Below are 23,819 nucleotides of genomic sequence, written 5' to 3' on the forward strand. Positions count from 1 at the left end.
GCTTCCTGCGACATGCGGATCCTGCACACCTCCGACTGGCACCTCGGGCGGGCCTTCCATCGGGAGAGCCTGCTCGCCGCGCAGGCCGCGTTCGTCGACCACCTGGTCGAGACGGTGCGGGAGGAGCGGGTCGACGTCGTGGCCGTCGCCGGCGACGTCTACGACCGGGCGCTGCCGCCGGTCGACGCGGTCGCGCTGCTCGACGAGGCGCTCGCCCGGCTGACCGGCGCCGGCGCGCGGGTGGTGCTCATCAGCGGCAACCACGACTCGGCGCTGCGGCTGCGGTTCGGGTCGGCGCTGTTCGAGTCCGCCGGGGTGCACGTGCGGTGCGCGCCCGAGCGCGCCTGGGAGCCGGTGCTCGTCGACGGCGTCGCCTTCTACGGCATTCCCTACCTGGAGCCGGAGCTGGTGCGGGCGCCGTGGGAGCTGCCCGACCGCAGCCACACGGCGGCGATCACGTACGCGATGGACCGCGTCCGGGCCGACGCGGCCCGCCACCGGGCCGCCGTCGTGCTGTCCCACTGCTTCGTCACCGGTGGGCAGGCCAGCGACAGCGAGCGCGACATCAGCGTGGGCGGGGTGGCGCACGTGCCGCTCACCGTGTTCGACGGCGTCGACTACGTCGCGCTCGGTCACCTGCACGGCCGCCAGCGCATGTCCGAGACCGTCCGTTACTCGGGCTCGCCGCTCGCCTACTCCTTCTCCGAGACGGGCCAGGTGAAGGGCTCGTGGCTGGTCACGCTCGGGCACAGGGACGGGCTTGATGCCGAGTTCGTCCCCGCGCCGGTGCCCCGTCCCGTCGGACGGCTGCGCGGCGAGCTGGAGCGACTGCTGGCCGATCCGCGGCACGCCGCCGTCGAGGACCACTGGCTCCAGGTCACCCTCACCGACGCCGTGCGTCCCAAGGCGGCCATGGACCGGCTCCGCGCCCGGTTCCCGCACACCCTCGCCCTCTCCTTCGACCCGGCCGACGCCGCCCCGGCCGCGCAGCCGGTCCGCCTGAGCGGGCGACCCGAGACCGAGGTCGCCCTCGACTTCGTCCGCGAGGTGCGCGGCGAGCCTGCCGCGCCCGAGGAGGAAGACCTGCTAAGACGGGCCATCGAGGCGTCGAGGACGAAGGAGACGATGGCGTAGATGCGGCCTCACCGGCTGACGCTGACGGCGTTCGGCTCCTTCCCCGGCACCGAGACGGTCGACTTCGACGCCCTGGCCGAGGCGGGCCTGTTCCTCATCCACGGGCCGACGGGCGCGGGCAAGACCACCATCCTCGACGCCCTGTGCTTCGCCCTCTACGGGCAGGTCCCCGGGCAGCGCAACAGCGCCCGCAGCCTGCGCTGCGACCACGCCCCGGCCGGCACCGGGCCGTCGGTCACCCTGGAGGCGACCATCCGGGGCCGCTTACTCCGCGTCCAGCGCTCCCCGGCGTGGCTGCGTCCCAAGCTGCGGGGCAGCGGCGTCACGGAGGAGAAGTCCAAGGTCATCGTCTCCGAACGGCGCGACGGCGCCTGGCACGGGCTCACCACCCGGCTGGACGAGGCCGGCGACCTGGTGGGCGGGCTGCTCGGCATGAACGCCGAGCAGTTCTGGCAGGTGGCGATGCTGCCGCAGGGCGACTTCGCCAAGTTTCTGCGCGCCGACGGCGAGGAACGCGGGAAGCTGCTGGAGCGGCTGTTCACCGTCAAGGTGTTCACGGCGGCGGAGGGCTGGCTGGCCGAGCAGCGCAAGCTGGCCTGGCGGGAGGCGCAGGAGCTGCGGCGGCAGGTGGACTTCGCCGTCCAGCGCGTCGAGGAGGCCACGTTCGACCCCCTGATCCCGCTCCCTGCGGCTTCGCCGGAGGTGGACGGTCAGGGTGCGGAGCCGCCGTCGCGGGACGACGATCCGTTGCGCTGGGCGGGGGCGCTGCTCGCCGCCGCCAGGTCGGTGGCCGTACGCGCCGAGGAGGAGCACGAGGCCGCCGCGCGGGCGCTGCGCGAGGCCCGCCTGCGCTTCGACCAGGCCGCCGCACTGGCGGACCGGCAGCGTCGTCACGCCGACGCGGTGACCGCCCGGCGCGCGCTGGACGAGCGCGCCGACGAGCGTGCCGACCTCCAGGCCGTTCTCGACGACGCCGCCCGCGCCGATCGGGTCGTCCCGCTCGTCACCGCCGTACGGCAACGCGAGGAGGCCGCCGCCAAGGCCCGCGCCCTGGCCACCGACGCCCTCGCCCGCGCCCACCCCCTCCTGCCCTCGGCGTCCCTGTCCTTGGCGTCTCTGCCTTCGGCTGATGAGCTGGCCGGGCTGGAGCGGGACCGGCGGGCCGAGCTCGCGCGCCTGTCGGAGCTGCTGACCGAGGAGACCAGGCTCTCCGGCGTACGGCGCGATCTGCTGCGCGTCGAGGAGGAGCTGACCCGGCTGGTGGCCGAGGACGAGCGGGTCGCCGCCCGGCTGGCCGCGCTCCCCGCCCTGATCGAGCAGGCCGAGGCCGAGCTGGCCCGGTGCCGCGCCGACGCCGCCAGGATCCCGGCCGCCGAGGCCGTACGCGATGCCGCCACCGACCTCATCGGCATCGACAGGGAGCTGGCCGGGCTGGCGGCGGAGCTGGAGACGCTGGAGCGGCGCGAGGCGGAGGCGTCGGCCGCCGAGGCCGAGCTGCCCGCCCGCCTGGCCGAGTCGAGCGCCGCACTGGAGGAGGTGCGGGCCCACGCCGCGGCCGTCCCCGCCGCGTCCGCGGGGCTCGACGCCGCGCGGGCGGTGCTGGAGTCCGTACGCCGCCGTGACGCCCTGGCCGCCGAGCTGGAGACCGCTACCGCCGCCCACCAGGTGCTGGTGGACCACGCCCAGGCGCTCCGCGAACGCTGGCTCGACCTGCGCCAGGCCCGCATGGACGGCATGGCGGCCGAGCTGGCCCGTGACCTCGCCGACGGGCGCCCGTGCGCGGTCTGCGGCTCCGAGCACCATCCCCGTCCGGCGTCCCCGGCCCCGAGCGCGCCGTCCGCCGACGACGAGCGGGCGGCCGAGGACGCCCACGAGAGCGCCCTGGCCGAGCGGGAGGCGTCCGAACGCCACCTCGCCTCCCTGGAGTCCCGGCACGCCGACGCCGTCGAGGCGACCGGCGACCTCGACCCCGACACCGCCGCCGCTCTCGTACGCCAGGCGGAGGAGGAGCTGTCCCGCCTGCGCGCGGTGGCCGGGCGTGAGGCCGCCCTGGCCGCGGCGCTGGAACGGGTCGAGGCCGAGCGCGAGCGCGTACGCGACCAGGCGGCGAGGGTCGCCGAGGAACTGGCCGCCCACCACGCCCACCGCACCCATCTGGAAGCCGCCCACACCCGCCTCCGCATACGACTGGCGGCCGACCACGCCCGCCTCCGCACCCACCTCGCCCGGACAGGCCCGGGCACGCCCGAAGTCGCCGCGCCCGATGCGACCGTGGCCGATGCCTCCGTGCCCGATGCCACCGCGCCCGTTCCCGCTTTGGCCGAGGCCGCCGTGGCAGTGTTGGCGGAGGTCCAGGGGGAGCTTGGGCGGTTGCGGCGGGCGGCGGAGATGGAGGGTGGGGCGGCGCGGGAGGTGGCGCGGCGGCGGGAGGAGGCGCGGGAGCAGGAGGAGCGGGCTCGCGCGGTCGCCGCACGCCTGGCGGCGGGCCGCGCCCGGCACGAGGAGCTGAGCGCCGACGCCGCCCGGCTGGCCGCGCGGCTCGACGCAGCTCGGGGCGGCGACGCGACCCTGGCCGTCCGCCTGTCCCGGCTGACCGACGAGGCCGAGCTGCTGCGCGAGGCGGTCGAGGCCACCCGGGCCGCGCTGGCGGCGGACGACGAGCTGGCCCGCGCGAGAAGCCAGGCGCGGGAGGCGGCGGCCGAGGCCGGGTTCGCGGACGTGCCGGAGGCCGAGGCCGCCTACCGCGGGCCCGCCGAGCGGGAGCGCAAGGCGGAGGCCCTGCGGCGGCTCGACGACGAGCACGCCGCCGTCACCGCCGCCCTCGCCGATCCCGAGCTGGCCGCCGCCGCGGCCGAGCCCGCCCCCGACCTGGCCGGCGCCGCCGCCGCCCGGGAGGCGGCCGAGCAGGCGCACACGAGCCTGGCGAGCGTACGCGACCGGGCCGCCTCCCGCGCCCGCCGGCTGGCGGAGCTGGAGGCCGAGCTGTCGGCGTGCGTCGAGCGCTGGCGCCCGGCGGAGGAGCGGCACCGCCTGGCCGAGCGCATGGCGGCCCTGACCGGCGGCACCTCCGGCGACAACCGGTGGAGCATGAGCCTGTCGTCGTACGTGCTCGGCGAGCGGCTGCGCGCGGTCGTCGAGGCCGCCAACGAGCGGCTCGACCACATGTCGGCCGGCCGCTACCTGCTCCAGCACGACCTGCGCAAGACGGCGGGCTCGCGCGGCCGTTCGGGCGGCGGGCTGGGGCTGCGCGTGTCCGACGGCTGGACGGGCGTGGACCGCGACCCGGCCACCCTGTCGGGCGGCGAGAGCTTCATCACCTCGCTGGCCCTCGCGCTCGGCCTGGCCGACGTGGTCACCGCGGAGGCGGGCGGCGCGGAGATCGGCACGCTCTTCGTGGACGAGGGCTTCGGCACCCTGGACGAGGACACCCTCGACGGCGTGCTCGACATCCTCGACGGGCTCAGGGACGGCGGCCGGGCGGTGGGCATCGTCAGCCACGTCGCCGAGCTGCGGTCCCGGATCACCGCCCAGCTCAAGGTCACCAAGACCCGCAGAGGTTCGGCGCTCGCCACCTCCGGGGTGGGATGATCTGCCGTGATCCACCACTATGCGGCGAAGGAGACAAAGCTATGCGTGTCGTCGTCACGGGGGCCCACGGAAAGGTGGGGCGGGCGGCCGTCCAGGCGTTGCTGGCGGCCGGTCACGAGGTGACCGCCTCCGATGTCACCCGTCCGGTCTGGGAACGGGGCGAGCCCGGCGCCCCTCACTACGTGCAGGCCGACCTGACGGACGCCGGTCAGGCGTTCGCCGTGGCGCGCGGGGCGGAGGCGGTGGTGCACGCGGCGGCCATTCCCGACCCCACGCACAATCCGCCGCACGTGGTGTTCCAGAACAACGTCATGGCGACGTTCAACCTGGTCGAGGCGGCCGTACGGTTCGGCGTGACCCGGTTCGTCAACATCTCCAGCGAGACGGTGCCCGGGTTCTTCTTCGCCGAGCGGCCGTTCCTGCCGGACTACGTGCCGGTCGACGAGGAGCACCCGATCCGGCCGCAGGACCCGTACGCGCTGTCGAAGCACGTCGGCGAGCAGCTCATGGACGCGGCCGTGCGCCGCTCCGACCTCAGGTGCATCTCCCTGAGGCCGAGCTGGGTGCAGCACGAGGGCAACTACGAGCGCAACCTCGGCCCGCAGGTGCGCGACGTCAGCCAGGCCGGAGCAGGGCTGTGGAGCTACACCGACGCCTACGACCTGGCTGACGCGATCGTCCTGGCCGTGGAGTCCGACCTGCCGGGCCACGAGGTGTTCTACATCGCCGCCCCCGACAACGCGGGCGGGCACGACTTCGCGGCGGCGCTGCGCGAGCACGTGAGCGAGACGATCGAGCTTCGGCCGCTCGCCCGCACCGACGCCTCGGGCGTCTCCTGCGCCAAGGCGCACCGCCTGCTGGGCTGGACCCCGAAGCGGTCGTGGCGCGACTACCTGGACGAGAACGGCCGCGCCCGCGTCCAGCGGGGCTGACGGCTCAGGCGGGGGTGGCGAGGACCAGGCGGCACAGGTCGACGCTGACCGGCGTGGCCGCCGTCCGCGCGGCCACCGCCGGGAGGTCGGGCTGGCGCACGTGCTCGACCACCCGCAGCCCGTGGCCGGCCAGCAGCGCGGTGACCGACTCGGGCGTGTGGAACGTCAGCCAGGGCTCGCCGCGCTCGGCGGCGGCGGGCAGGGCGTAGCCCGCCATCTCCTCGCTCAGCGCGTCCCGGGCTTCGGGCGGCAGGGCGTACTCCATGACGAGCTCCGAGCCGGGCGCGAACGCGGCGAACGCGGTGAGCGTGGCCGACACCGCCTCCGCCGTGAGATACATGCTCACCCCGAGCCAGCTCACGAAAGCGGGCCGGTCGAACGCGAATCCCGCCGCGCCGAGCCGGGAATTCAGGTCCTCCCTCTCGAAATCGACGCCGACGAACGTGAGAAATTCCGGCACCGAGATTCCGGCGTCGGCGAGGAGCCTTTTCTTCCATTCCTGGGTGGCCGGATGGTCCACTTCGAAGACCCGGATGCCGCCCCCGGCCTGCCGGTAGGCGAAGGTGTCGAGGCCCGCGCCGAGGCTGACGTACTGGGTGAGGCCGGAGCCGAGCAGGCGGTCCTCGGCGTGCCGGCTGCGGGCGGTGACCTGCGCGCGGGTGCCGGACAGGATGAGATGGCCGCCGTGCAGGCGGTGGTAGCCGAGCAGTTCGCCGGCGCGCTCGCCGAGCAGCGGGGCGGCCAGACGGTCGGCGAAGATGTGCGGGGGTTCGTCGACCACGAGGTGGGCGGCGCGCGCGGCGGCGGCCATCATCGCGGTCTGGCTGGGTTTCTCGCTGAACACGCGGCGATATTAGCCACGGCATTTATGGGAATGCAAACAGCATAACACATGAAAGTCAATTTGCGATAACAAGAGAAAACCCGAATGGGAGCGTTCAGTCGAGGCCGGTGAGCAGTTCGGGGAGGCCGGCCGGGTCGTGGAACAGGTGGGTGGCGCCCGCGCCGGTCAGGCGGGTGGCCGGGTGGAGGCCGCCCGCGTACGCCAGGCACCGCATGCCCGCGCTCACCGCCGCCATCACCCCGAACGGGCTGTCCTCCACCACGACGCACCGCTCGGGATCGGCCCCCATCGTGGCGGCGGCGTGCAGGAACAGGTCGGGCGCCGGCTTGCCCCGCGTGACGTCCTCGGCGCTGAACACCCGGCCCGAGAACCGCTCGGCCAGGCCGGTGATCTCCAGGCTGCGGCGGATGTTCCGGTGGCGGCCGTTGGAGGCCACGCAGCTCGGCAGGTCGAGCCGGTCGAGCGCCGCCTCGATGCCCGCGATGACGCGGAGTTCGGCCTTGATCGCGGCCTCGTACTCGGCGTCGAGCCGCTCACGCCAGCCGGGCGGGGTCTCGCCGACCTGCTCGGCCCAGAACTCGTTGGTGCAGCCCACGAAGAGCTCGGTGTACTCCGCCTCGTCGATCGACCAGCCCAGGCGTCGTAGCGCGGCGGTGCCCACGCGGACCGAGATGGGCTCGCTGTCCACCAATGTCCCGTCGCAGTCGAAGATGACCAGTTCGACACCCAACGCGCCTTACCTCCCCTTGGTTTTCGGTTCCGACCCTATCCGGAGGTACCGTTGACCGGTCGTTTTACCGCACGTCAGACCGCGGAGTGAGCCCCCATGAAGACGACCCCCCGGCCGGACACGGCCGCCCCCAGCCGGTCCAGGATCGCGGTCGCCAGCCTCGCCGGCACCGCGATCGAGTTCTACGACTTCTACATCTACGGCACCGCCGCCGCCCTGGTGCTCAACACGGCGTTCTTCCCCGAGATGGACCGGATGGCGGGCACCCTGGCCTCCTTCTCGACGTTCGCGGTGGCGTTCGTGTCGCGGCCGCTCGGCTCGGCCGTGTTCGGTCACTGGGGCGACCGCATCGGCCGCAAGTCCATGCTCGTCGTGTCGCTGCTGGTGATGGGCCTGTCCACGGTGCTGATCGGGCTGCTGCCCGGCTACGCCGCCATCGGCGTCGCCGCGCCCGCGCTGCTGGTGCTGCTGCGCTTCGCCCAGGGCATCGGCCTCGGCGGCGAGTGGGGCGGCGCCGCGCTGCTCGCCACCGAGCACGCGCCGCCCGGCAAACGCGGCCTGTACGCGATGTTCCCGCAGCTCGGGCCGTCGGTGGGGTTCGTGGTGGCCAACGGGCTCTTCCTCGTGCTCGGCGAGGTGCTGAGCGAGGAACAGTTCGACGGGTGGGGGTGGCGGCTGCCGTTCGTGGCCAGCCTGCTGCTGGTGATCGTCGGCCTGTACGTCCGGCTCAAGATCTCCGAGACGCCGGTCTTCCAGGCCGCGATGGACGAGCGGCGCATCGCCAGGGTGCCGTTCGCCGGTCTCATGCGGCACCAGTGGCGGCGGGTGCTGCTCGGCGCCGGGGCGATGACGGTGGCGTACACGCTGTTCTACACCGCCACCACCTACTGCCTGTCGTACGGCACCGGCACGCTGGAGATCCCGCGCACCACCATGCTCGGCCTCACCATGGTCGGCGTCGTCTTCATGGCGGCGGGGACGGTCGCCTCCTCCATGGTGTCCGACCGCCTGGGCCGCCGGCGCACGCTGCTCGCCGGGTGCGGGCTGGCGATCGCGTGGGGGCTGGTGATGTTCCCGCTGATGGAGACCCGGTCGGTGGTCCTCGTCGGTGTGGCGCTGGCGGGCGCGCTCGGCCTCATGGGGCTGGTCTTCGGCCCGATGGGTGCCTATCTGCCGGAGTTGTTCCGTACCGAATACCGCTACAGCGGCGCCTCCGTCGCCTACAGCCTCGGCGGCGTGCTCGGCGGCGCGGTGCCGCCGCTGGTCGCGACCGGCATGCAGGCCGGCGGGCTCGGGGCGACGGCGGTCGGGGCGTACGTCTCCGCGATGGCCCTGCTGAGCCTGCTCTGCCTGCTCGCCCTGCCGGAGACCGGCGACCGGACCCTGTGAGTTCTCCGCGCCGGAGTTGTCACATCCGGCGGCGCTGTCCCGTCCTCATGGTGAGACCCGAGAGGAGCTGGGGACAGTGAGCAAGCACATCCTGATCGTCGGCGGCGGATATGTCGGCTTTTACACCGCTCTGGGGCTGCGCAAGCTGATCCGTACGGGAGAGGCGAGTGTCACCGTCGTGGACCCGCGCGGCTACATGACCTATCAGCCCTTCCTTGCCGAGGCGGCCGGCGGCGCGGTCGAGCCGCGCCACGTCGTCGCCCCGCTCGCCCCGGCGCTGCCCGGCGCGCGCGTGCTGACCGGTCACGTCACCCGCGTGGACCACGCGGCCCGCACCGCCGAGTTCCAGCCGGTCCAGGGGCCGGCCAGGACCCTCACGTACGACATCCTCGTGATGGCGGCCGGCTCGGTCACCCGCCTGCTGCCCATCCCCGGCCTGGCCGAGCACGCCGTCGGCTTCAAGACCGTCGGCGAGGCCGTGCACCTGCGCAACCGCGTACTCGCCCAGCTCGCCGCGGCCGTCTCGACCGACGACGAGCAGGTACGCCGCCGTGCGCTGACGTTCGTGGTGGTCGGCGGCGGGTTCTCGGGCGTGGAGGCGCTGGCCGAGATGCAGGGCCTGGCCGACGAGGCCGTCCGGCACCACGCGGGCGTCGAGCCCGCCGACCTGAGCTGGACCCTGGTCGAGGCCGGCGAGCGCATCCTGCCCGAGCTGGACGCCGCACTCGGCCGATGGACCGCCGGCGCGCTGCGCGCCCGCGGCGTGGACGTCCGCGTCGGCGTCCGGCTGGTCTCGGCCGAGGGCGGCGTCGCCGAGCTGAGCGACGGCACCCGCCTGGACGCCGGCACGCTCGTCTGGGCCGCCGGCGGCCGGCCGAACCCCCTCGCCGCGGCCGCCGGCCTGCCCGTGGACCGGATCGGGCGGATCGTCGCCACCGAACACCTGACGGTGGCCGGGGTGCCGGACGCGTTCGCGGCCGGCGACGGGGCCGCGGTGCCCGATCTGACCCGCCCCGGCGAGTTCACCGCTCCCAACGCCCAGCACGCGGTCCGCCAGGCCAAGCTGCTCGCCCGCAACGTGGTGGCGCACGTGCGCGGGCGGCGGCTGCGGGCGTACCGGCACGCCTACCTCGGCTCGGTCGCCGGGCTCGGGCACCATCAGGGCGTGGCCCAGGTCTACCGGCTGCGGCTGACCGGGTTCCTCGGCTGGCTGGCGCACCGGGCGTACCACCTGGCGTGGGTGCCGACGTTCGGCAACAAGGCCCGGGTGCTGACGGACTGGACGCTGTCGGCGATCTTCCGCAGGGAGACCGTACCGCTCCAGGCGATCGAGCACGCCGACGCCGACTTCCGCGCCGCCGCCGCTCTCGACCCGCCCCGGGCGGCCTGAGAGCCGCTCTACTCCGCCAGGCCGGGGAAGAGCAGGGACAGCTCGCGCGGATGGGCGGCGATCAGGCGGAGCTCGTCGTCCGTGAGCGGCTTGCCGGTCATCGCGTTGCAGAGCTGGACCAGGCGGAACGCCAGCTCCTCGTCCCCGGCGGCCACCTCGGCGCCGAGTCCGTCCATGACGTGCCGGAAGCCGGCCTTGCCGCCGTACTCGCCGGTCAGGACCACCCGGCCGGAGCGGGCGTGCCAGTCCTGCGGGAACGGGCCGAGCGTCGCCTCGTCGTACAGCTCATAGTTGCCGTGGTCCTTCAGCGCGCCGTCGGCGTGGATGCCCGACTCGTGCGCGAAGGCGTTCCGGCCCGCCCCGACCTGGTTGTACGGCAGCGGCTGCCCGAACGCGTACGACGCCCACAGCGCGAAACGCCGCGCCCACGACAGGTCCAGGGGATCGCCGATCTCGGCGTCCAGGCCGAAACCGTGCCGGAAGGCCAGGATGGTGGAGAGCAGGTCGGCGTTGCCGGAACGCTCGCCGATGCCGTTCACGCAGGTGTTGATCCAGGCGTCCTGGCCGGCGTCGAGATCGCCGAGCGCGCCGGAGACCGAGTTGGCCACCGCCAGGCCGAGATCGTTGTGGCAGTGCGTCTCGACGGGCATCGCCGTGGCGGCGGCGAGCTTGGCGAAGCGCTCGCGGATCCGGTCCGGCGTGTCGCCGCCGATCGTGTCGCAGTAGCGCACCCGGTCGGCACCCGCCTCCTTCGCCGCCAGCGCGAACTCCAGCAGGAAGGCGTCGTCCGTACGCGAACCGTCCTCCGCGTTCACCCCCACGGTCAGCGCGCCCGCGCCCTTGGCCGCCCGCACCGCGGCGGTCATCTCCCTGATGATCGCCTCCCGGTCCAGCCGGCCGCGGAACTTGTTCTGGATCATGTAGTCGGACGTCGAGATGGACAGGTTGTAGTGCTTCAGTCCGAGCGGCGCGGCCCGCTCCACGTCCTGCGGCACGCCCCGGCACCAGCCGGACAGCCGCAGCTCCCCGAACGCGCCGGCCTCGGCGAGCGCGAGCTGCGCCCGTACGTACGGGACCTCGTGGAACAGGAACGGGAAACCGATCTCGGACTGCGCCACCCCGAGCTTGGCCAGATAGAAGTTGACCATGGTCTTGCCGAACTTCGACAGGCCGGTACGCGCGGTCTGCACGCCGTCCCGGTTGGTCACGTCGAGGAAGTGAACTTTGGGCATGCGCTCACGTTGACATGCTCGCTCAACGTGGATCAATATTGATTTTCGTCAATGTGGAGGCGGGAAGGGCCCGATGGAGTGGATCGACGCGGCCACGGCCGCCGAACGGCTCGGGGTGAAACCGGCCACTCTGTACGCGTACGTGAGCAGGGGAGTGCTGCAGCGGCGGCACGCCGACGACGGGCGGCGCAGCCTCTTCTCCGCCGACGAGGTCGAACGCCTCGCCCGCCGCGGCCGGCCGCGCAACCAGCCGCCGGAGCTGGTCATCGAGTCGGCGGTGACGGCGCTCGGCGTGGACCGGCCGTACTATCGCGGGGCCGACGCCCTGGAGCTGGCCAGAACACAATCCTTGGAAACCGTCGCCACCTGGCTCTGGACCCCCACCCCGACCTTCGCCCCCGCGTCCGCGCCCGCCCCCGCGTCCGCGCCCGCCCCCGCGTCCGCGCCCGCCCCCGCGTCCGCGCCCGCCCCCGCCCCCGCGTCCGCGCCCGCCCCCGCGTCCGCGCCCGTCCCCGCGCCGGGCCCCCTCGCCCCCGCCTCCCGCTCCGGTACCCCCGCCCCCGCCGCCCTTTCCGGCCCCTCTGACCCTGCCGCCCTTTCCCACCCTTCTGACCCCGACGCTCAGGTAGGTGGCGCGGACGACGGGCCGTGGCGGTGCGAGGAGGCGGCGTTGCGGGCGGCCGTGGCGGCGCAGCGGGGCCTGCCCGCCGACCTCCTCCCGCTCGACCGCCTCCAGGTGATCACCACGGTCCTCGGCGCGTCCGACTCGCTGCGTTTCCACCTCGACCGCACCTCGGTCGCCGCCACCGGCCGCCGCCTCATCGCCGGCATGGTGGACGCCCTCCCCGAGCTGAGCGAGCCCGCCGGCGAGTCGATCGCCGCCCGGCTCTGGTCCCGCCTGTGCCCGCACCCCGCCACACCCGCCCTGCTCGACGCGCTGCGGGCCGCGCTGGTCCTGCTCGCCGACCACGAACTGGCCGCCTCCACCCTGGCCGCCAGGGTCGCCGCCTCCGCCAAGGCCGACCCGTACGCGGTGGTGCTGACCGGCCTCGGCGTGCTGGGCGGCCCGCTGCACGGAGGCGCGGCCTACGGGGCCGAACGGCTGCTGCGCGAGGTCACGGAGCCGGGCCTGGCCGCCCGCGCCGTAGCCGAGCGGGTCCGGCGCGGCGAGCGTGTCCCCGGCTTCGGCCACAGCGTCTACAAGAACGGCGACGGCCGCGGCGCCCTCCTGCTCGACCTGGTCGAACGGGCCACCCCCGGCCACGACCGGATCGCCGCGGGCACGGCGCTGGCCGCCGAGATGCGCCGGCGCCAGCTCCCCGAACGCAACATCGACTTCGCCCTCGCCGTCCTCACCGCCGTCGCCGGCATGACCTCCGGAGCCGGCGAGGCGATCTTCGCGGTCGCGCGCGTGACCGGCTGGCTGGCGCACGCCATGGAGGAGTACGAGCGCGGCTCACTCCTCCGCCTGCGCGCCTCCTACACCGGCCCGCCGATCAGGTAGCGGCCCGCTCGACGTACGCGGCCAGCGCCCGGACCCGCTCCGCGTGCTGGTCGTGGCCGACGATCACCGGCGGCTCGTTGTACGGCATCGCGTCCGAGGACCGGCGCAGCTTGACGTACTGGCCGCAGGCGTCGATCGCGTACGGCTCCATGTCGTCCTGCAACGCCCCGATCACCGTGATGCCGTAGGTCTCGCCGATCCGCCGGAACAGCGCCACCGCCTCCCGCCGGTGCTCCTTGCCCAGGTTGCGGCCCAGCTCGTCGAGGACCAGGCACAGGTGCCCGCCCCCGGACGAGGCGATGGCGGCGGCGCACACCAGCTTGACCGCCTTCTCGTCCATGAGCGCGGTGTTGGCCCGCCGGTTGTACGGCACGAACCCCTGCCCCTCGCCGCGCCGCCACTTCGGCGTCACCCGCCACTGCCAGCGCTGCTCGGGATCGGCGGGCGCGGGCGGCACCGGGAACTCCAGGGTCGCGCCGTAGCCGCCGTAGGAGGTGTCGAGCTTGTCGAACTCCTCCGCCACCCGCGTCAGCCGCGCCCTGATCGCCGCGGTGAGCGCCGCCCGGTGCACCGCCGTGGACTGCGCCGCCTCCTCGGCGCCCCGGGCCGCCGCCGAGAGGTCGCGCTGCCGGGAGCCGAGCTGCGCCTCGATCTGCCGCCGCTGGTGCCGTTCGTACTCCTCCTGGCCGCGCAGGTAGGACGCGAGCGCCCCGCACACCGCCGCGAACGTCGCCTGCTCGCGCGCCGTGCTCCCGCCCCGCTCGTTGAGCAGGAACGCCAGCTCCTCGGGGATCTCGGCGTCCTCCTCAGGGAACGTGTCGCGCAGCGCCTGGTCGAAGTGGCGCTCGGCGACCCGCCACCACTCGTCCGCGGTGCGCGGCCGCTCCTCCTCCGGCAGCGCCTCCAGCCACTGCCTGGCGGTCTCCGCCGTGCCGCCCCAGTCGGCGGCGAGCGCGTCCAGGCGCAGCGCCTCCCGCTCGGCGGCGACCTTCGCCTCCTGGTCGCGGGCCTGCGCCCGCTCGCTCTCGTGCCGCTGCCTGCGGCCCTCCAGGCGTTCGATCTCCATGTCCCGGGTGCGGGCCCGGAAGTCGAGCGCGCCGGCCAGCCGCTCGGCCTCGGCGACCTTGGGTGCCAGCTCCTCGACGGCGGCGTTGAGCTCGGTCAGGCGGGCGCGCCGCTCGGCCAGTCTCGCCTCCACCTCGGCCAGCCGTACCCCGGCCTGGGCGCCGTCCAGCCGCCGCTGCGCCTCGGCGACGGCCTCCTCGGCGTCGCCGACGGCCTGGGCCGCCGTCTCCTGCGCGTCCTTGGCCCGGTGCAGGCGCTGCTCGGCGGCCTTGATGCGGGCCTCCCGCCCGGTCGCCACCCCCTCGAACGCCCCCACCACGCTCACCCCGGCCGCGCTGACCAGCACCGACCCCGGCAGCCCCGCCAGCGCCTCGGCCGCTTCGCCGAGCCGGGCGGCGTCGACGATGACCGCATGCTCATGCGGCCACCCCCGCAACCCGACCACCTGCCCGACCGCCCGCCCCACCTGTCCGGCCGCGCCCGCCCGTCCGGCCGTGCTCGTCTGCGCGTCGGTGCCCGTCTGCGCGGCCGTGCCTGCCTGTCCCGGCGTTTGCGTTGCGTTGTCGCGGGCCTGCTCGGCCACGTCGAGTGCGTCGAGCAGGCCGGTCGCGCCGACACCCGCCGCCGCGAGCGCGTTGAGCTGGGCCGCCGCCGGCCCGCCCTCGGCGTCGTCCAGCGCCGCCTGCGCCGACGCCACCTCCTGGTCGGCCACGCCGAGCGCCTTCAGCGCCTCGTTGAGCCGGAGCCGCGCCTCGCGCAGCTCCCGCTCGGCGGCGGGCACGTCCCGCCCGTCGGCGAACCTGCGGCTCTGCTCCAGAGCCGGGATCCGGCCGCGCAGCTCGTCGGCGGAGTTGTCGGCCACGGCCCGGTCGGCGTCCAGCTTGGCGGCCCTGGCCTGCAGCGCCGCCAGCTCCTTGCGGGCCTCGGACACCTGCCGGTCGAGCGTGTCCTCGCGCAGCGTGCCGATCTCGGCCCTGACCATGGCGATCGCCTCGCCCGCCGCCTCCCCGGCCGCGTGGTGCCGATCGAGCTCGGCGGCCAGCGCGTCGTCCTTGGCGGCGGCGTCGGCGAGCTTGCGCGCCTGCCGCCCCCGCCAGCACCGCAGCGCCTCGGCCAGCCGGACACGCGCCTCGTCCCGCCGGTCGAACGTACCCAGCAGCGCCTTCGACTCCGCCTCGAACTCCGCCAGCCGCTCGCCCGCCTGCGCCGCGCGCACCCGCTTGGCGTGCTCGTCCCTGCGGGCCTCCCGCTCCTGCTCCAGCTCGGCGTCCAGGCCGGTCAGGGCGGCGATGGCCTCGAAGACGCGCTCGGGGGAGATCTCGTTGAGCGGCTGGGAGAGCAGGTTCGTCGCGACCTTGCTGCGTACGGAGGTGGACAGGAACGACACGCACCGGACCCGGTCGCCGTAGAGCGCCTTGGTCAGGTCGCGCGCCACGACGTCGCGCTTGCCCGCCGACTTCGGCAGTGACGCCCAGATCTCGTCGGCCCGCGCCACCCGCTCGGCCTCCGACGGCGAAGCCGCCAGATGGACACCCTCACGCCAGCGGATTTCCAGGTGGGGAGCCTCCTGGTTGACGCGCAGCCAGACCGTGAGGGCGCCGCCGGAGGTGTCGGGCACCTCGAACAGCTCCCCGCCCGCCTCGTCGGAGTCCACCAGCAGCAGCTCGTCCTCGGACACGACGTCGGCCGGCTCGTCCACCGGGGCCGGCTGGGCGTCGTCGGCGGGGAAGCCGTTCATGCCGGGCGGAGCGAAGACGCCCACGATGTAGCCGTGGTCGGCGCTCGCCCACTGCCGGCCGCCCGCGCCGCTCGCCAGCTCGGCGTTGAACAGCAGCTCGGAGACCGCCTTCGCGCCCGAGGCGAACCGCCACTGCTCGTCACCCAGCAGCGCCGTGATCGAGGCGATGAACGACGACTTGCCCGCCCCGTTGGAGTCCTTCGGCCCGGCGCCCGCCACCACGATGAGCGTGCCGGGGACCGTGGGCACCGGATGGGTCGACAGCCGCGAGATGTTGACCGCCTGCACGGCGATCAGCACCCGGTCTCCGACGACGTTCTCCACCTGCGACAACTGTGACCCCCGTAACCCTTCCGCCCGTTGTGGCTGCTCTGGCTCTGCCCGTGTCTGTTCGTGTCATCTGGCCGACCTGCGGGCCCGTACGGCCGCCGCCAGCGGCGTGTTGGGCCCGGCCGCGAGGATCAGCTCCTCCTGCAACCGCCGCCGCGCCGACGGGGTGAGCCGGTGGAACTGCGGGCCAGGGACGTAGCCGCCCGCCTCCTCCCCGGCCTTCACCTGCGCGAGCAGCCCGGCGTGGCGCAACGTACGGAGCGCCGCCTCCAGCTCCCCGATGGGCAACTGCGTGTGCCGGCGCAGCTCGTCGGCCGGCGTGGGGTGCGGCGACAGCCAGGAGTCCTCCGGCAGCAGCCCTTCGGCCCGCGGGATCGCCACCGAGTGCACCAGCACCAGCGTCAACACCGCCCGCTCCGCCACCCCAAGCCGCCCCCCGCCCACGGAACCCTCACCGCCGGCACCGGCGGCGGGGCCGGCGGAACCGGTGAGACCGGCAGCACCGGCGGGGCCGGCGGGAGGCAGGCTCGCGGCGGCGGCCTCGTCCCGGCCCGAGGCTCCAGGAGTCGCCGCGCAGACGTCGTCGTAGCCCGAGATCCAACGGTCGCGGTACTGGACGAGCACCCGGCCGCGCCGGGCCAGCATCTCACTCAGCGTGTGCCGCAACGCCGGATCCCGCAGGGCGGCGAAGCGCACCTCCTGCACCGGCTCGGCCGCGTGCTCCACCACCATGTAAGCCGCCACCAACTCCGCCCGCCGCCGCTCGTCGTAGGCGCCGAGCAGGTCGTCAAACCCGGCGCCCCCACCCTCGACCCGCCCCCCGCCTACGACGGCCGAAGCGGACACGGCGGACTCTGCAGGGGCGGCGGATTCTGCGGACGGGGCGGACGCGACGGCCTCTGCGAACGCGGTGGGTACCGCGGACTCTACGGACGCGGTGGGGACGGTGGATCCGGCGGACTCTGCGGGTCTGGCGGACACGGCGGGTGCGGATCGGGTGGACCCTGTGGACGGGGCGGGCATGACGGACACGGCCGACTCTGTGGACGCGGCGGATCCGGCGGACGCGATGGATTCTGCGGACGCGGTGGGCACGGTGGACTCTGCGGACGCGGCGGGGACTGCGGACCTCGTTGGCATGGCGGCGGCCACGATGTCGGCGTCGCCCACCACGGTCAGTTCGGCCCGGTCCGGCGACGGTAGCCGTCGCACCAGCTCCTGGAGCTGCGCGTGCGCCTCCACCGGCCACAGGGCGCACCTCGGCCCGAGCACGACCACGCCGTCGTCCACGACGACCCACGCCGAGTCGTGCAGCCGCCGCAGCGCGCCGACGGCCCAGTTGCGCATCAGGTCGTCGGTGCGTCCGATCAGCGCCCGGTAGGTGTCCAGGACCAGCTCCACCGGCGCGGGCGATCCCGGCCACGGATCGACCGACAGGTCGGTCCAGCAGCACTTGAGCACGGCAGCCAGCACCCGCCGCGTCTCCCCGGCCCGTTCCACGGGCGCGGGCGCCACCTGGTATTCCTCCAGCAGCGCCGGCGTCACGCCGTCGGGCCACACCGGCAGCGCCTGCCCGGTGGAGTCGGGCCAGGTCAGCCTGATCATCCCGGCCGGAGCGGGCGCCCCCGGCCCGAGCGGCAGCGGCCCGCCCGACCTCGCTCGCACGTGCGCGACCGGCCCCGCCGCGCCGGGCTGCTGAGCTGTGCTCATCGCGTACGCTCCAGGTGGCCGCGGGACAGCCAGGCCGGCTCGCGTCCGGGATCGACGGACAGCTCGTCGCTCCAGGTCAGCCGGTAGGGCAGCTCCGGCCGCAGGTCGATGCTGGTGAGGTCGGCGAGCACCCGCCGGGCGGTCACCCAGTCGGGCCCGAGCACGTCGGCGAGCGCGACCCGGGCGGACCCGCCGAGCAGCGACTCGGCCATCTCCCGCAGCCGCTCGACGGCGGCTCCTGGGGAGGTGTCGAGGGAGTCGGACGGCCCGGGATCGGGCAGGGTGGAGCGCGGCGGCGTGGGCTGTGCCGGAGCCGGGCGCGGCGCCTCGTCCACGGCCCGCGCGACGGCGGCCGGATCGTGCCACGGCGCGGGTGCGTCGAAGACGAACCCGTCGAGCACGGCGGCCAGCCGCTCCTTGGACGCGGTCTGCGAGAAGGTGCGCCACGTCTCGGTCGGCAGCAGCGTGAGGTTGCGGGTGGTGCCCGCCGAGTCGGCCAGCCGCCCGGCCGCCCGCCGGGAGGCGTCGCTGTAGGCGTAGATGGCGGCCCGCAGGTCGGTGCAGACCCGGTCGAGCTCGGGCCAGCGGGTCAGGATGGTGCCGTGCAGGCCCTGCGCCCGCCGCGCGATCTCCTCGGTGCCCCACAGCTTGGGCGCCTGCTCGCGCAGCTCCTCGATGGTGCCGGTGGTGAGCGTGATCAGCTCCAGCGCCCACAGCCGGAACGCCCGCGCGAGGTTGACCGCGCTCTGCCGCGCCTCCTCCATGGTGGTGCGCGGGTCGGCGACGTTGAGGTCTTCGAGCGCGAGCAGCCGGTGCATCTCCGACTGCCCGCCGTCGTCCATCATGCGCCGGATGAACATCAGCCCGACGACGCTGGTGAACGAGGCGCGGTAGCGGAGCTGGTTGGGCTTGGGGAACACCTCGCGGATCGCGCCCAGCCCCTTGAGCACCCGCAGCCGGTTGTCGAACTGCTCGCCCGGATAGGCGCGGCAGGCGAAGCGCATCTGCTCGTGCGTCAGCCACTCCTCGCCCGCCTCCGCGAACGCCGCGAACAGCGTCTCGGCGATGTCGACCAGCACCGGGTCGTCGACCACGGCTCCGCTGTCGCGGGCCAGTGCGGCGAACATGCGGCGGTAGGTGGACAGGACCGCCTCGTCGGTGAGGACGGCGTCGAGGGTCAGGGGCTGTTCGGACACGCGCTCTAAGGTACGGCTTCCCACCGACAGTCGGAGAACCCGACGCCGCTATCGGCCGGTACGCCCCTGGACGTGTAACCCCATCAGGGTTATGGTGGGGGTATGCCAAAGATCAACGTGTACTTGCCCGACGACCTCGCCGAGGCCGTCAAGGAGGCCGGGGTGCCGGTGTCGGCCGTCTGCCAGCGGGCGCTGGAGCAGGCGGTCCGCCGGGTGACCGCGATCAGGGAGACCTCGCTCGGCGATCTCGACCTGGAGAAGCCCACGGGCGCGCTGACCCACCTCACGGCCCGGACCCGTACGGTGCTCAAGCTCGCCGCCGACGCCGCCCGCGCGCAGGGGGCCGCCGAGGTCGGCACTGGGCACCTGCTCGGGGCCATGCTCACCGAGGGCACCAACCTGGCCCTGCACGTGCTGCGCGCCATGGAGATCGGCCTCGACCAGGTGCGCCGCGACCTCGACCGGCACGTCCCGCCCGCCACCGACCCGGCCCCGGCCGAACCCGCCGACGCCGACCGCACCGACGCCGCCCCGCCCGAGCCCGCCCCGGCCGACGCCGCCGATGCGGCCGGCGCCGGTTCCCGGCGGCTCAGCTCGCCCGCCGCCAACGCCCTGGAACTCGCCGTCACCGAGGCGATCGCGCTCGGCCACAACTACGTCGGCTGCGAGCACCTCCTGCTCGGCCTGGTCGCCGAGCCCGACGGCACGGCCGGGCAGGTGCTGCGCGCCCTGGGCGCCGAGCCGCGCCTCACCCGCCGCGCCGTGTCGGCGGCCCTGGCCGGGTACGTGCACCTGCGCGCGAACACCCAGCAGGCCGCCGCCTCCGCGCCCGCCCCCGCTCCCGGGCAGGCCCAGCAGCTGGCCGCCCTGCTCAAGACCGAGCTCAAGACCGAGCTGCGGCCGATCGTGGAGCGCCTGGAGCGCCTGGAAGCGCACACCGGCCTGCGCCCCTGACCGTCATGGACGCCGACCGGCGCGCGCTCGCCGCATTACGCCTCGTGCTCGTCGCCCTGATCCTCGTCGGCCTGGTGGTCGGGGCTCTGTGACAGGTAGACGTCAGGCCACCTTGGCCGAGCTCGCCTTCCAGGTGTTGCAGGCCTTCGGCCCGCCCGTCTCGTATCCCGCCCGCACCCAGGACAGGCGGTTGGCGGTCTTGCCGTGGAAACGGTTCTTCCAGATGTCCGGGATGCCGAGCACGGGCTTCCAGTCCTTGACCACCCGGCCGAGGCTCTTGGCCGAGACCCCGAAGAAGCAGTCGAGCTGCAGGTAGTAGCGGCGGTTGTGCTCGTCCATGACGGTCTCGACCGCGCCGTTCTCCAGCCCCCACCAGGCCCGGCCGATGCCGGTCTGGCCGGTCACGACCCCGCCCCACGTCCTGACCACGGACGTGAACACCTTCCGGTCGTCCTTCGCCTTGATCCAGTCGTCGGCGAGGCGCACCCGGATGGCCGTGGCGCAGATCTCCGAGAACGAGCCGGACACCTCCAGGCCCGTGGAGCAGGACGACTTGTCCCCGGACTCCTTGAACTGCACCTCCACGGGCGTGAAGTCCTTGATCGCCGGCTTCCACGCCTTGTTCAGGCAGCCGACGAGCGTGGTGATGTACTTCCTCGTGGAGGCGGCGGTCGTGCCCTTCTTCAGCGCGCAGCCGACCTTGGGCAGCTTGGCCGTCTTGTAGAGGGCGTTGTGCGTGAGCTCGGGGGCGCCCTTCACGGGCGTGGCGTGCGCGGCGGTCGCGGTGGACAGCAGGGTCAGGGCGGCGGCGAGCGCGGCCGCCGGTAAACGAGTGATCATGACGTGGGATACTAGAGCCAGTCGCGCCGCTTGAAGACCATGTAGAGCACCAGGCAGACCGCCGCCATCAGCAGGATCGCGAACGGATAGCCGAGCACCCAGTGCGTCTCCGGCATGAAGTCGAAGTTCATCCCGTAGATCGTCCCGACCAGCGTGGGCGCGAAGAGGATGGCCGCCCACGCGGAGATCTTCTTGACCTCCTCGCCCTGCTGGATGCTGGCCTCGGTCATCCGTGCCATCTCGGCGTTCTGCGCCTGGGTGACCAGCGTGGAGTTGACGATCAGGATGTTCTGGAGCATCTGCCGGAAGGACGACACCCGCTCCGACACCGTGATCGCGTGGTCGGCCACGTCACGCAGGTAGCTCTGCAGCTCGTCGTTGAGCCCGTACTTCGGGGCTCCGGCGATGAAGCCGTGGATCATGCCGACGAGCGGCGCGGTGGCCCGCTGGAACTCGATGACCTCGCCGGACAGCTCGTAGACGCGCCGCGACACCGAGGGGTCGCCGCTGAAGACCTGGACCTCGATCTCCTCGATGTCCTTCTGCAGCCCGGCCACCACGGGCGCGTAGCCGTCCACGACCGCGTCGACGATCGCGTACAGCACCGCCTGCGGGCCCTGCCGCAGCAGCTCGGGGTCGGACTCCATGCGTTTGCGCACGCCCTGGAGGTCGGGGGCCTCCGCGTGGCGTACGGTGATCACGAAGTCGGGGCCGACGAAGACGTGCAGCTCGCCGAACGCGACCTCCTCCGCCTCGTCGAGGTAGCGGGCGGCGCGCAGCACCACGAAGAGCGTGTCGCCGTAGCGGTCGGCCTTGGGGCGCTGGGAGCCGACGATGGCGTCCTCAAGCGCCAGCTCGTGCAGCTTGAACTCCTCGCCGAGCTTGGTCAGCTCCCACTCCTTCGGCCGGTAGAGGCCGATCCAGGCCATGCTGCCCGGCATGTCCTTGAGGCGTTCAAAAGCGTCGGCGAGCGAGCCGGGATTGTCGGCCCGCTCGCCGTCGCGGTAGATGGCGTTGTCGATGACGGTGGGCTGGTAGGGGGGCTCCTCGGTGGCCCGCGGGTCCATCGAGTGCTCGGGTGGCTCCTCGCGCGCTCCACCGCCGCGCCGCAGACTCCTGACCCTTGCCATGCCCCTCCGATCTCCGTGCCTAGGCGAGCGCGTCGAGCTGCTGCGTCGCCCGGTCCCTGATGGTCTTGCGCCACACCGGCGTCCACCCGAACAACAGCCCGTGCGGGCGGCCGAGCGCCATCCTCGACCAGCGCTTGAAGTCGTAGTCGTCGTGGTGCCGCACGATCAGCCCGTCCTCGAACCTGAACAGCGCCTCCACCTCGTTGACCACCTCCCGCCCCGTGCTGGAGAAGGTGTAGCGGGCGGTCCAGTGGGCGGTGCCGGTGTGCTCGTCGGCCCGCACGTCCTTGTAGGCGGACCGCAACCCGTCGCGTACGCCGAGCTGCAGCCGCCACATCCGCATCACCCGGTCGCGGCCCTCGATCTCCTGGAAGATGGGGTCGCCGAAGCTGACCTCGGGGTGGTAGCAGCTCTCCATGGCCGCGAGGTCGTTGCGCCCCAACGCGTCGTAGAAAGCGCTGATCAGCGCCATGTGACGTTCGTTCACCTTCATATCAGATCACGGCTTGCCCATTGCCCCAGCACACGGCCCTGAGCCAGTCCTCGCCGAGGTCCAGGCGGGCGAGCGCGTCGAGCTGGTGGGCGTAGGGGTAGGGGATGGTCGGGAAGTCACTGCCGAGGATCACCTTCCCCGCCAATCCCAGATCAAGCAACGCCGGGCGGAGCCGGCCGGGGAACGGCATGCCGCGCTCGCTGAAGTCGGTGAACGCCATCGTGGTGTCCAGCGCCACCCGTTCGTACCGCAGGGCCAGCTCGAAGAACGGGTCGTACTCCGGCATGCCGAGGTGGGCGATCACCAGGCGCAGCCGGGGATGGCGGCGCAGCACCTCGCCGACGGGCTCCGCGCCGACGTGCCCGCCGGGCACCGGCACCGAGCTGGCGTGCACGACGACGGGCACGCCCGACTCCGCCAGCAGCCCCCAGACCTCCGACAGCTCGGGGACCCGCGGATCGAACCCGCCGACCTGGAGGTGCACCTTGAAGATGCGGGCCCCGTCGTCCAGGGCGCGCCGCACGTACGCCACCACCCCAGGCTCCGGGTAGAAGGTCGCCGACGGGAGACAACCCGGTGTACGCCGGGCGAAATCCATGGTCCAGGCGTTGAGGTCGGCCGCCATGCCCGGCTTGTGCGCGTACGCCAGCGCCGGGAAGCTCCGCACCCCCATCGCCCGCAGGTGCGCCACCCGCTCCGCCACCGGCCACTCGTACGTGATGTGCCAGCCCTCGCCCATCAGCGGCCCGCCGTGGCGGAAGTGGTGCCAGACCCGCCGCTCCATCCGCTCCGGCAGGAAGTGCACGTGCAGGTCGACCAGCCCGGGCAGCCCGAGCCGCCGCCACCACTCCGGCACCCCCTGGTCAGAATGTCGTTCTATGACCACGGCCGTGACTTTACCTGGATAGGGTTCTGTCTCGATGGACAAGCTCTGGGCTCACCTGATCAAGGTTCAGCCTGACCCCCACCCCTGGGTCGTGGCGGTCTCGGCTCTGGTCGCGCTAGTGATCGTCGGTTTCCGTATGCCCTGGCAGGTCTCCCGGGGCCTGATCACGATCGCCCACGAGGGCGGCCACGCGCTCATGGCGCTGGTCACCCGGCGCAAGCTGGAGGGCATCCGCCTCCACTCCGACACCTCCGGCGTGACGCTCACCAGGGGGAGGCCGACCGGGCCAGGCATGGTGCTGACCGCGATGGCGGGCTACCTCGCGCCGCCGCTGCTCGGGCTGGCCGCCGCCTGGCTGACCGAGCAGGGGCGCATCACGCTGCTGATCTGGACGGTGCTGCTGTTCCTGGTCTGCATGCTGCTGCTGATCCGCAACCTCTACGGCGCGCTGATCCTCCTCGCCACCGGCGGCGCGGTGTACGCGCTCGTGATGTACGCCCCCGCCGCCGTCCAGCAGGGCGTCGCCTTCGTCGCCGTGTGGTTCCTGCTGCTCGGCGGGATCCGGCCGATCATCGAGCTGCAGCAGAAGCGGCGCCGCAGGCAGGCCAGGGACTCCGACGCCGACCAGCTCGCCCGGCTGACGATCCTGCCGGGCGGCTTCTACGTGTTCTTCTTCTTCGTGGTGGCGGTGACGGCGGCGGTGTTCGGGGCCTACCTGATGAACCCGCTCTGAA

At 73.7% G+C, this 23,819-nt stretch carries 18 protein-coding genes; 8 read left to right on the forward strand and 10 right to left on the reverse strand.

The genetic code is table 11. The features are described 5' to 3' along the window. Positions 1-12: 12 nt before the first annotated feature. The 3 genes from BMW85_RS17125 to BMW85_RS17135 are packed head-to-tail and all read left to right on the forward strand — an operon-like array spanning position 13 to position 5,654. On the forward strand, positions 13-1,134 hold the full coding sequence (locus BMW85_RS17125; protein WP_091082313.1) for an exonuclease SbcCD subunit D: 1,122 nt from the start codon (positions 13-15) through the stop codon (positions 1,132-1,134). Continuing rightward, the gene (locus BMW85_RS51935) at positions 1,135-4,722 is read left to right on the forward strand and encodes an AAA family ATPase (RefSeq protein WP_091082314.1); all 3,588 of its coding nucleotides are present in this window, start codon (positions 1,135-1,137) and stop codon (positions 4,720-4,722) included. A gap of 41 nt (positions 4,723-4,763) precedes the next feature. After that, entirely contained in the window at positions 4,764-5,654 is an 891-nt protein-coding gene (locus tag BMW85_RS17135) for an NAD-dependent epimerase/dehydratase family protein (RefSeq protein WP_091082316.1), read from the forward strand. Between the two features lie 4 nt (positions 5,655-5,658). Here the strand turns inward: BMW85_RS17135 and BMW85_RS17140 are convergent, their stop codons facing one another. Continuing rightward, the gene (locus BMW85_RS17140) at positions 5,659-6,498 is read right to left on the reverse strand and encodes a class I SAM-dependent methyltransferase (RefSeq protein ID WP_091082317.1); all 840 of its coding nucleotides are present in this window, start codon (positions 6,496-6,498) and stop codon (positions 5,659-5,661) included. Positions 6,499-6,592: 94 nt separating this feature from the next. Beyond that, positions 6,593-7,228, reverse strand: a complete 636-nt coding sequence (locus tag BMW85_RS17145; protein ID WP_091082319.1) for an HAD family hydrolase — start codon at positions 7,226-7,228, stop codon at positions 6,593-6,595. A 96-nt stretch (positions 7,229-7,324) separates the two neighbouring features. On the opposite strand from BMW85_RS17145, the gene BMW85_RS17150 reads away from it, so the two are divergent. Both BMW85_RS17150 and BMW85_RS17155 read left to right on the forward strand, forming a co-directional pair. Then, entirely contained in the window at positions 7,325-8,617 is a 1,293-nt protein-coding gene (locus tag BMW85_RS17150) for an MFS transporter (protein ID WP_091082321.1), read from the forward strand. Positions 8,618-8,693: 76 nt separating this feature from the next. Then, the gene (locus BMW85_RS17155) at positions 8,694-10,007 is read left to right on the forward strand and encodes an NAD(P)/FAD-dependent oxidoreductase (RefSeq protein WP_091082322.1); all 1,314 of its coding nucleotides are present in this window, start codon (positions 8,694-8,696) and stop codon (positions 10,005-10,007) included. An 8-nt stretch (positions 10,008-10,015) separates the two neighbouring features. Here the strand turns inward: BMW85_RS17155 and BMW85_RS17160 are convergent, their stop codons facing one another. Next, on the reverse strand, positions 10,016-11,239 hold the full coding sequence (locus BMW85_RS17160) for a LeuA family protein (RefSeq protein ID WP_091082324.1): 1,224 nt from the start codon (positions 11,237-11,239) through the stop codon (positions 10,016-10,018). Between the two features lie 73 nt (positions 11,240-11,312). Between BMW85_RS17160 and BMW85_RS51940 the strand changes: the two genes are divergently transcribed. After that, entirely contained in the window at positions 11,313-12,743 is a 1,431-nt protein-coding gene (locus tag BMW85_RS51940; RefSeq protein ID WP_281249585.1) for a citrate synthase, read from the forward strand. Here the strand turns inward: BMW85_RS51940 and BMW85_RS49605 are convergent. From BMW85_RS49605 to BMW85_RS17190, 3 genes are all read right to left on the reverse strand, one after another. Beyond that, entirely contained in the window at positions 12,736-15,870 is a 3,135-nt protein-coding gene (locus BMW85_RS49605; RefSeq protein WP_245774861.1) for a coiled-coil domain-containing protein, read from the reverse strand. The two genes, BMW85_RS51940 and BMW85_RS49605, sit on opposite strands and share 8 nt — an antisense overlap. Positions 15,871-15,942: 72 nt before the next feature. Beyond that, entirely contained in the window at positions 15,943-17,586 is a 1,644-nt protein-coding gene (locus BMW85_RS51085; RefSeq protein WP_245774862.1) for a hypothetical protein, read from the reverse strand. Continuing rightward, on the reverse strand, positions 17,583-18,782 hold the full coding sequence (locus tag BMW85_RS17190; RefSeq protein WP_091082328.1) for a hypothetical protein: 1,200 nt from the start codon (positions 18,780-18,782) through the stop codon (positions 17,583-17,585). The genes BMW85_RS51085 and BMW85_RS17190 overlap by 4 nt, the downstream gene beginning before the upstream one ends. 102 nt (positions 18,783-18,884) lie before the next feature. Between BMW85_RS17190 and BMW85_RS51945 the strand changes: the two genes are divergently transcribed. Next, positions 18,885-19,736, forward strand: coding sequence for a Clp protease N-terminal domain-containing protein (locus tag BMW85_RS51945; protein ID WP_091082329.1), 852 nt, complete (start codon positions 18,885-18,887; stop codon positions 19,734-19,736). Positions 19,737-19,838: 102 nt separating this feature from the next. On the opposite strand, the gene BMW85_RS17200 is transcribed toward BMW85_RS51945, so the two are convergent. Genes BMW85_RS17200 through BMW85_RS17215 form a run of 4 tightly spaced genes read right to left on the reverse strand, consistent with a single transcriptional unit; the run spans position 19,839 to position 23,085 of the window. Further along, positions 19,839-20,576, reverse strand: coding sequence for a hypothetical protein (locus tag BMW85_RS17200; RefSeq protein WP_091082331.1), 738 nt, complete (start codon positions 20,574-20,576; stop codon positions 19,839-19,841). 11 nt (positions 20,577-20,587) lie between these two features. Further along, positions 20,588-21,706, reverse strand: a complete 1,119-nt coding sequence (locus BMW85_RS17205) for a magnesium and cobalt transport protein CorA (RefSeq protein ID WP_091082333.1) — start codon at positions 21,704-21,706, stop codon at positions 20,588-20,590. A gap of 19 nt (positions 21,707-21,725) precedes the next feature. After that, entirely contained in the window at positions 21,726-22,199 is a 474-nt protein-coding gene (locus BMW85_RS17210) for a nuclear transport factor 2 family protein (RefSeq protein WP_091082334.1), read from the reverse strand. Between the two features lies 1 nt (position 22,200). Next, positions 22,201-23,085 carry an amidohydrolase family protein gene (locus BMW85_RS17215; RefSeq protein WP_245774863.1) on the reverse strand — a complete coding sequence of 295 codons (885 nt, stop codon included), beginning with the start codon at positions 23,083-23,085 and terminating at the stop codon, positions 22,201-22,203. Positions 23,086-23,119: 34 nt separating this feature from the next. Here BMW85_RS17215 and BMW85_RS17220 point away from each other — a divergent pair, with 34 nt between their 5' ends. Continuing rightward, entirely contained in the window at positions 23,120-23,818 is a 699-nt protein-coding gene (locus BMW85_RS17220; protein ID WP_091082338.1) for a M50 family metallopeptidase, read from the forward strand. The last annotated feature ends 1 nt before the right edge of the window (position 23,819 follow it).

Source organism: Nonomuraea wenchangensis, assembly GCF_900111685.1.
Taxonomy (GTDB): Bacteria; Actinomycetota; Actinomycetes; order Streptosporangiales; family Streptosporangiaceae; genus Nonomuraea; species Nonomuraea wenchangensis.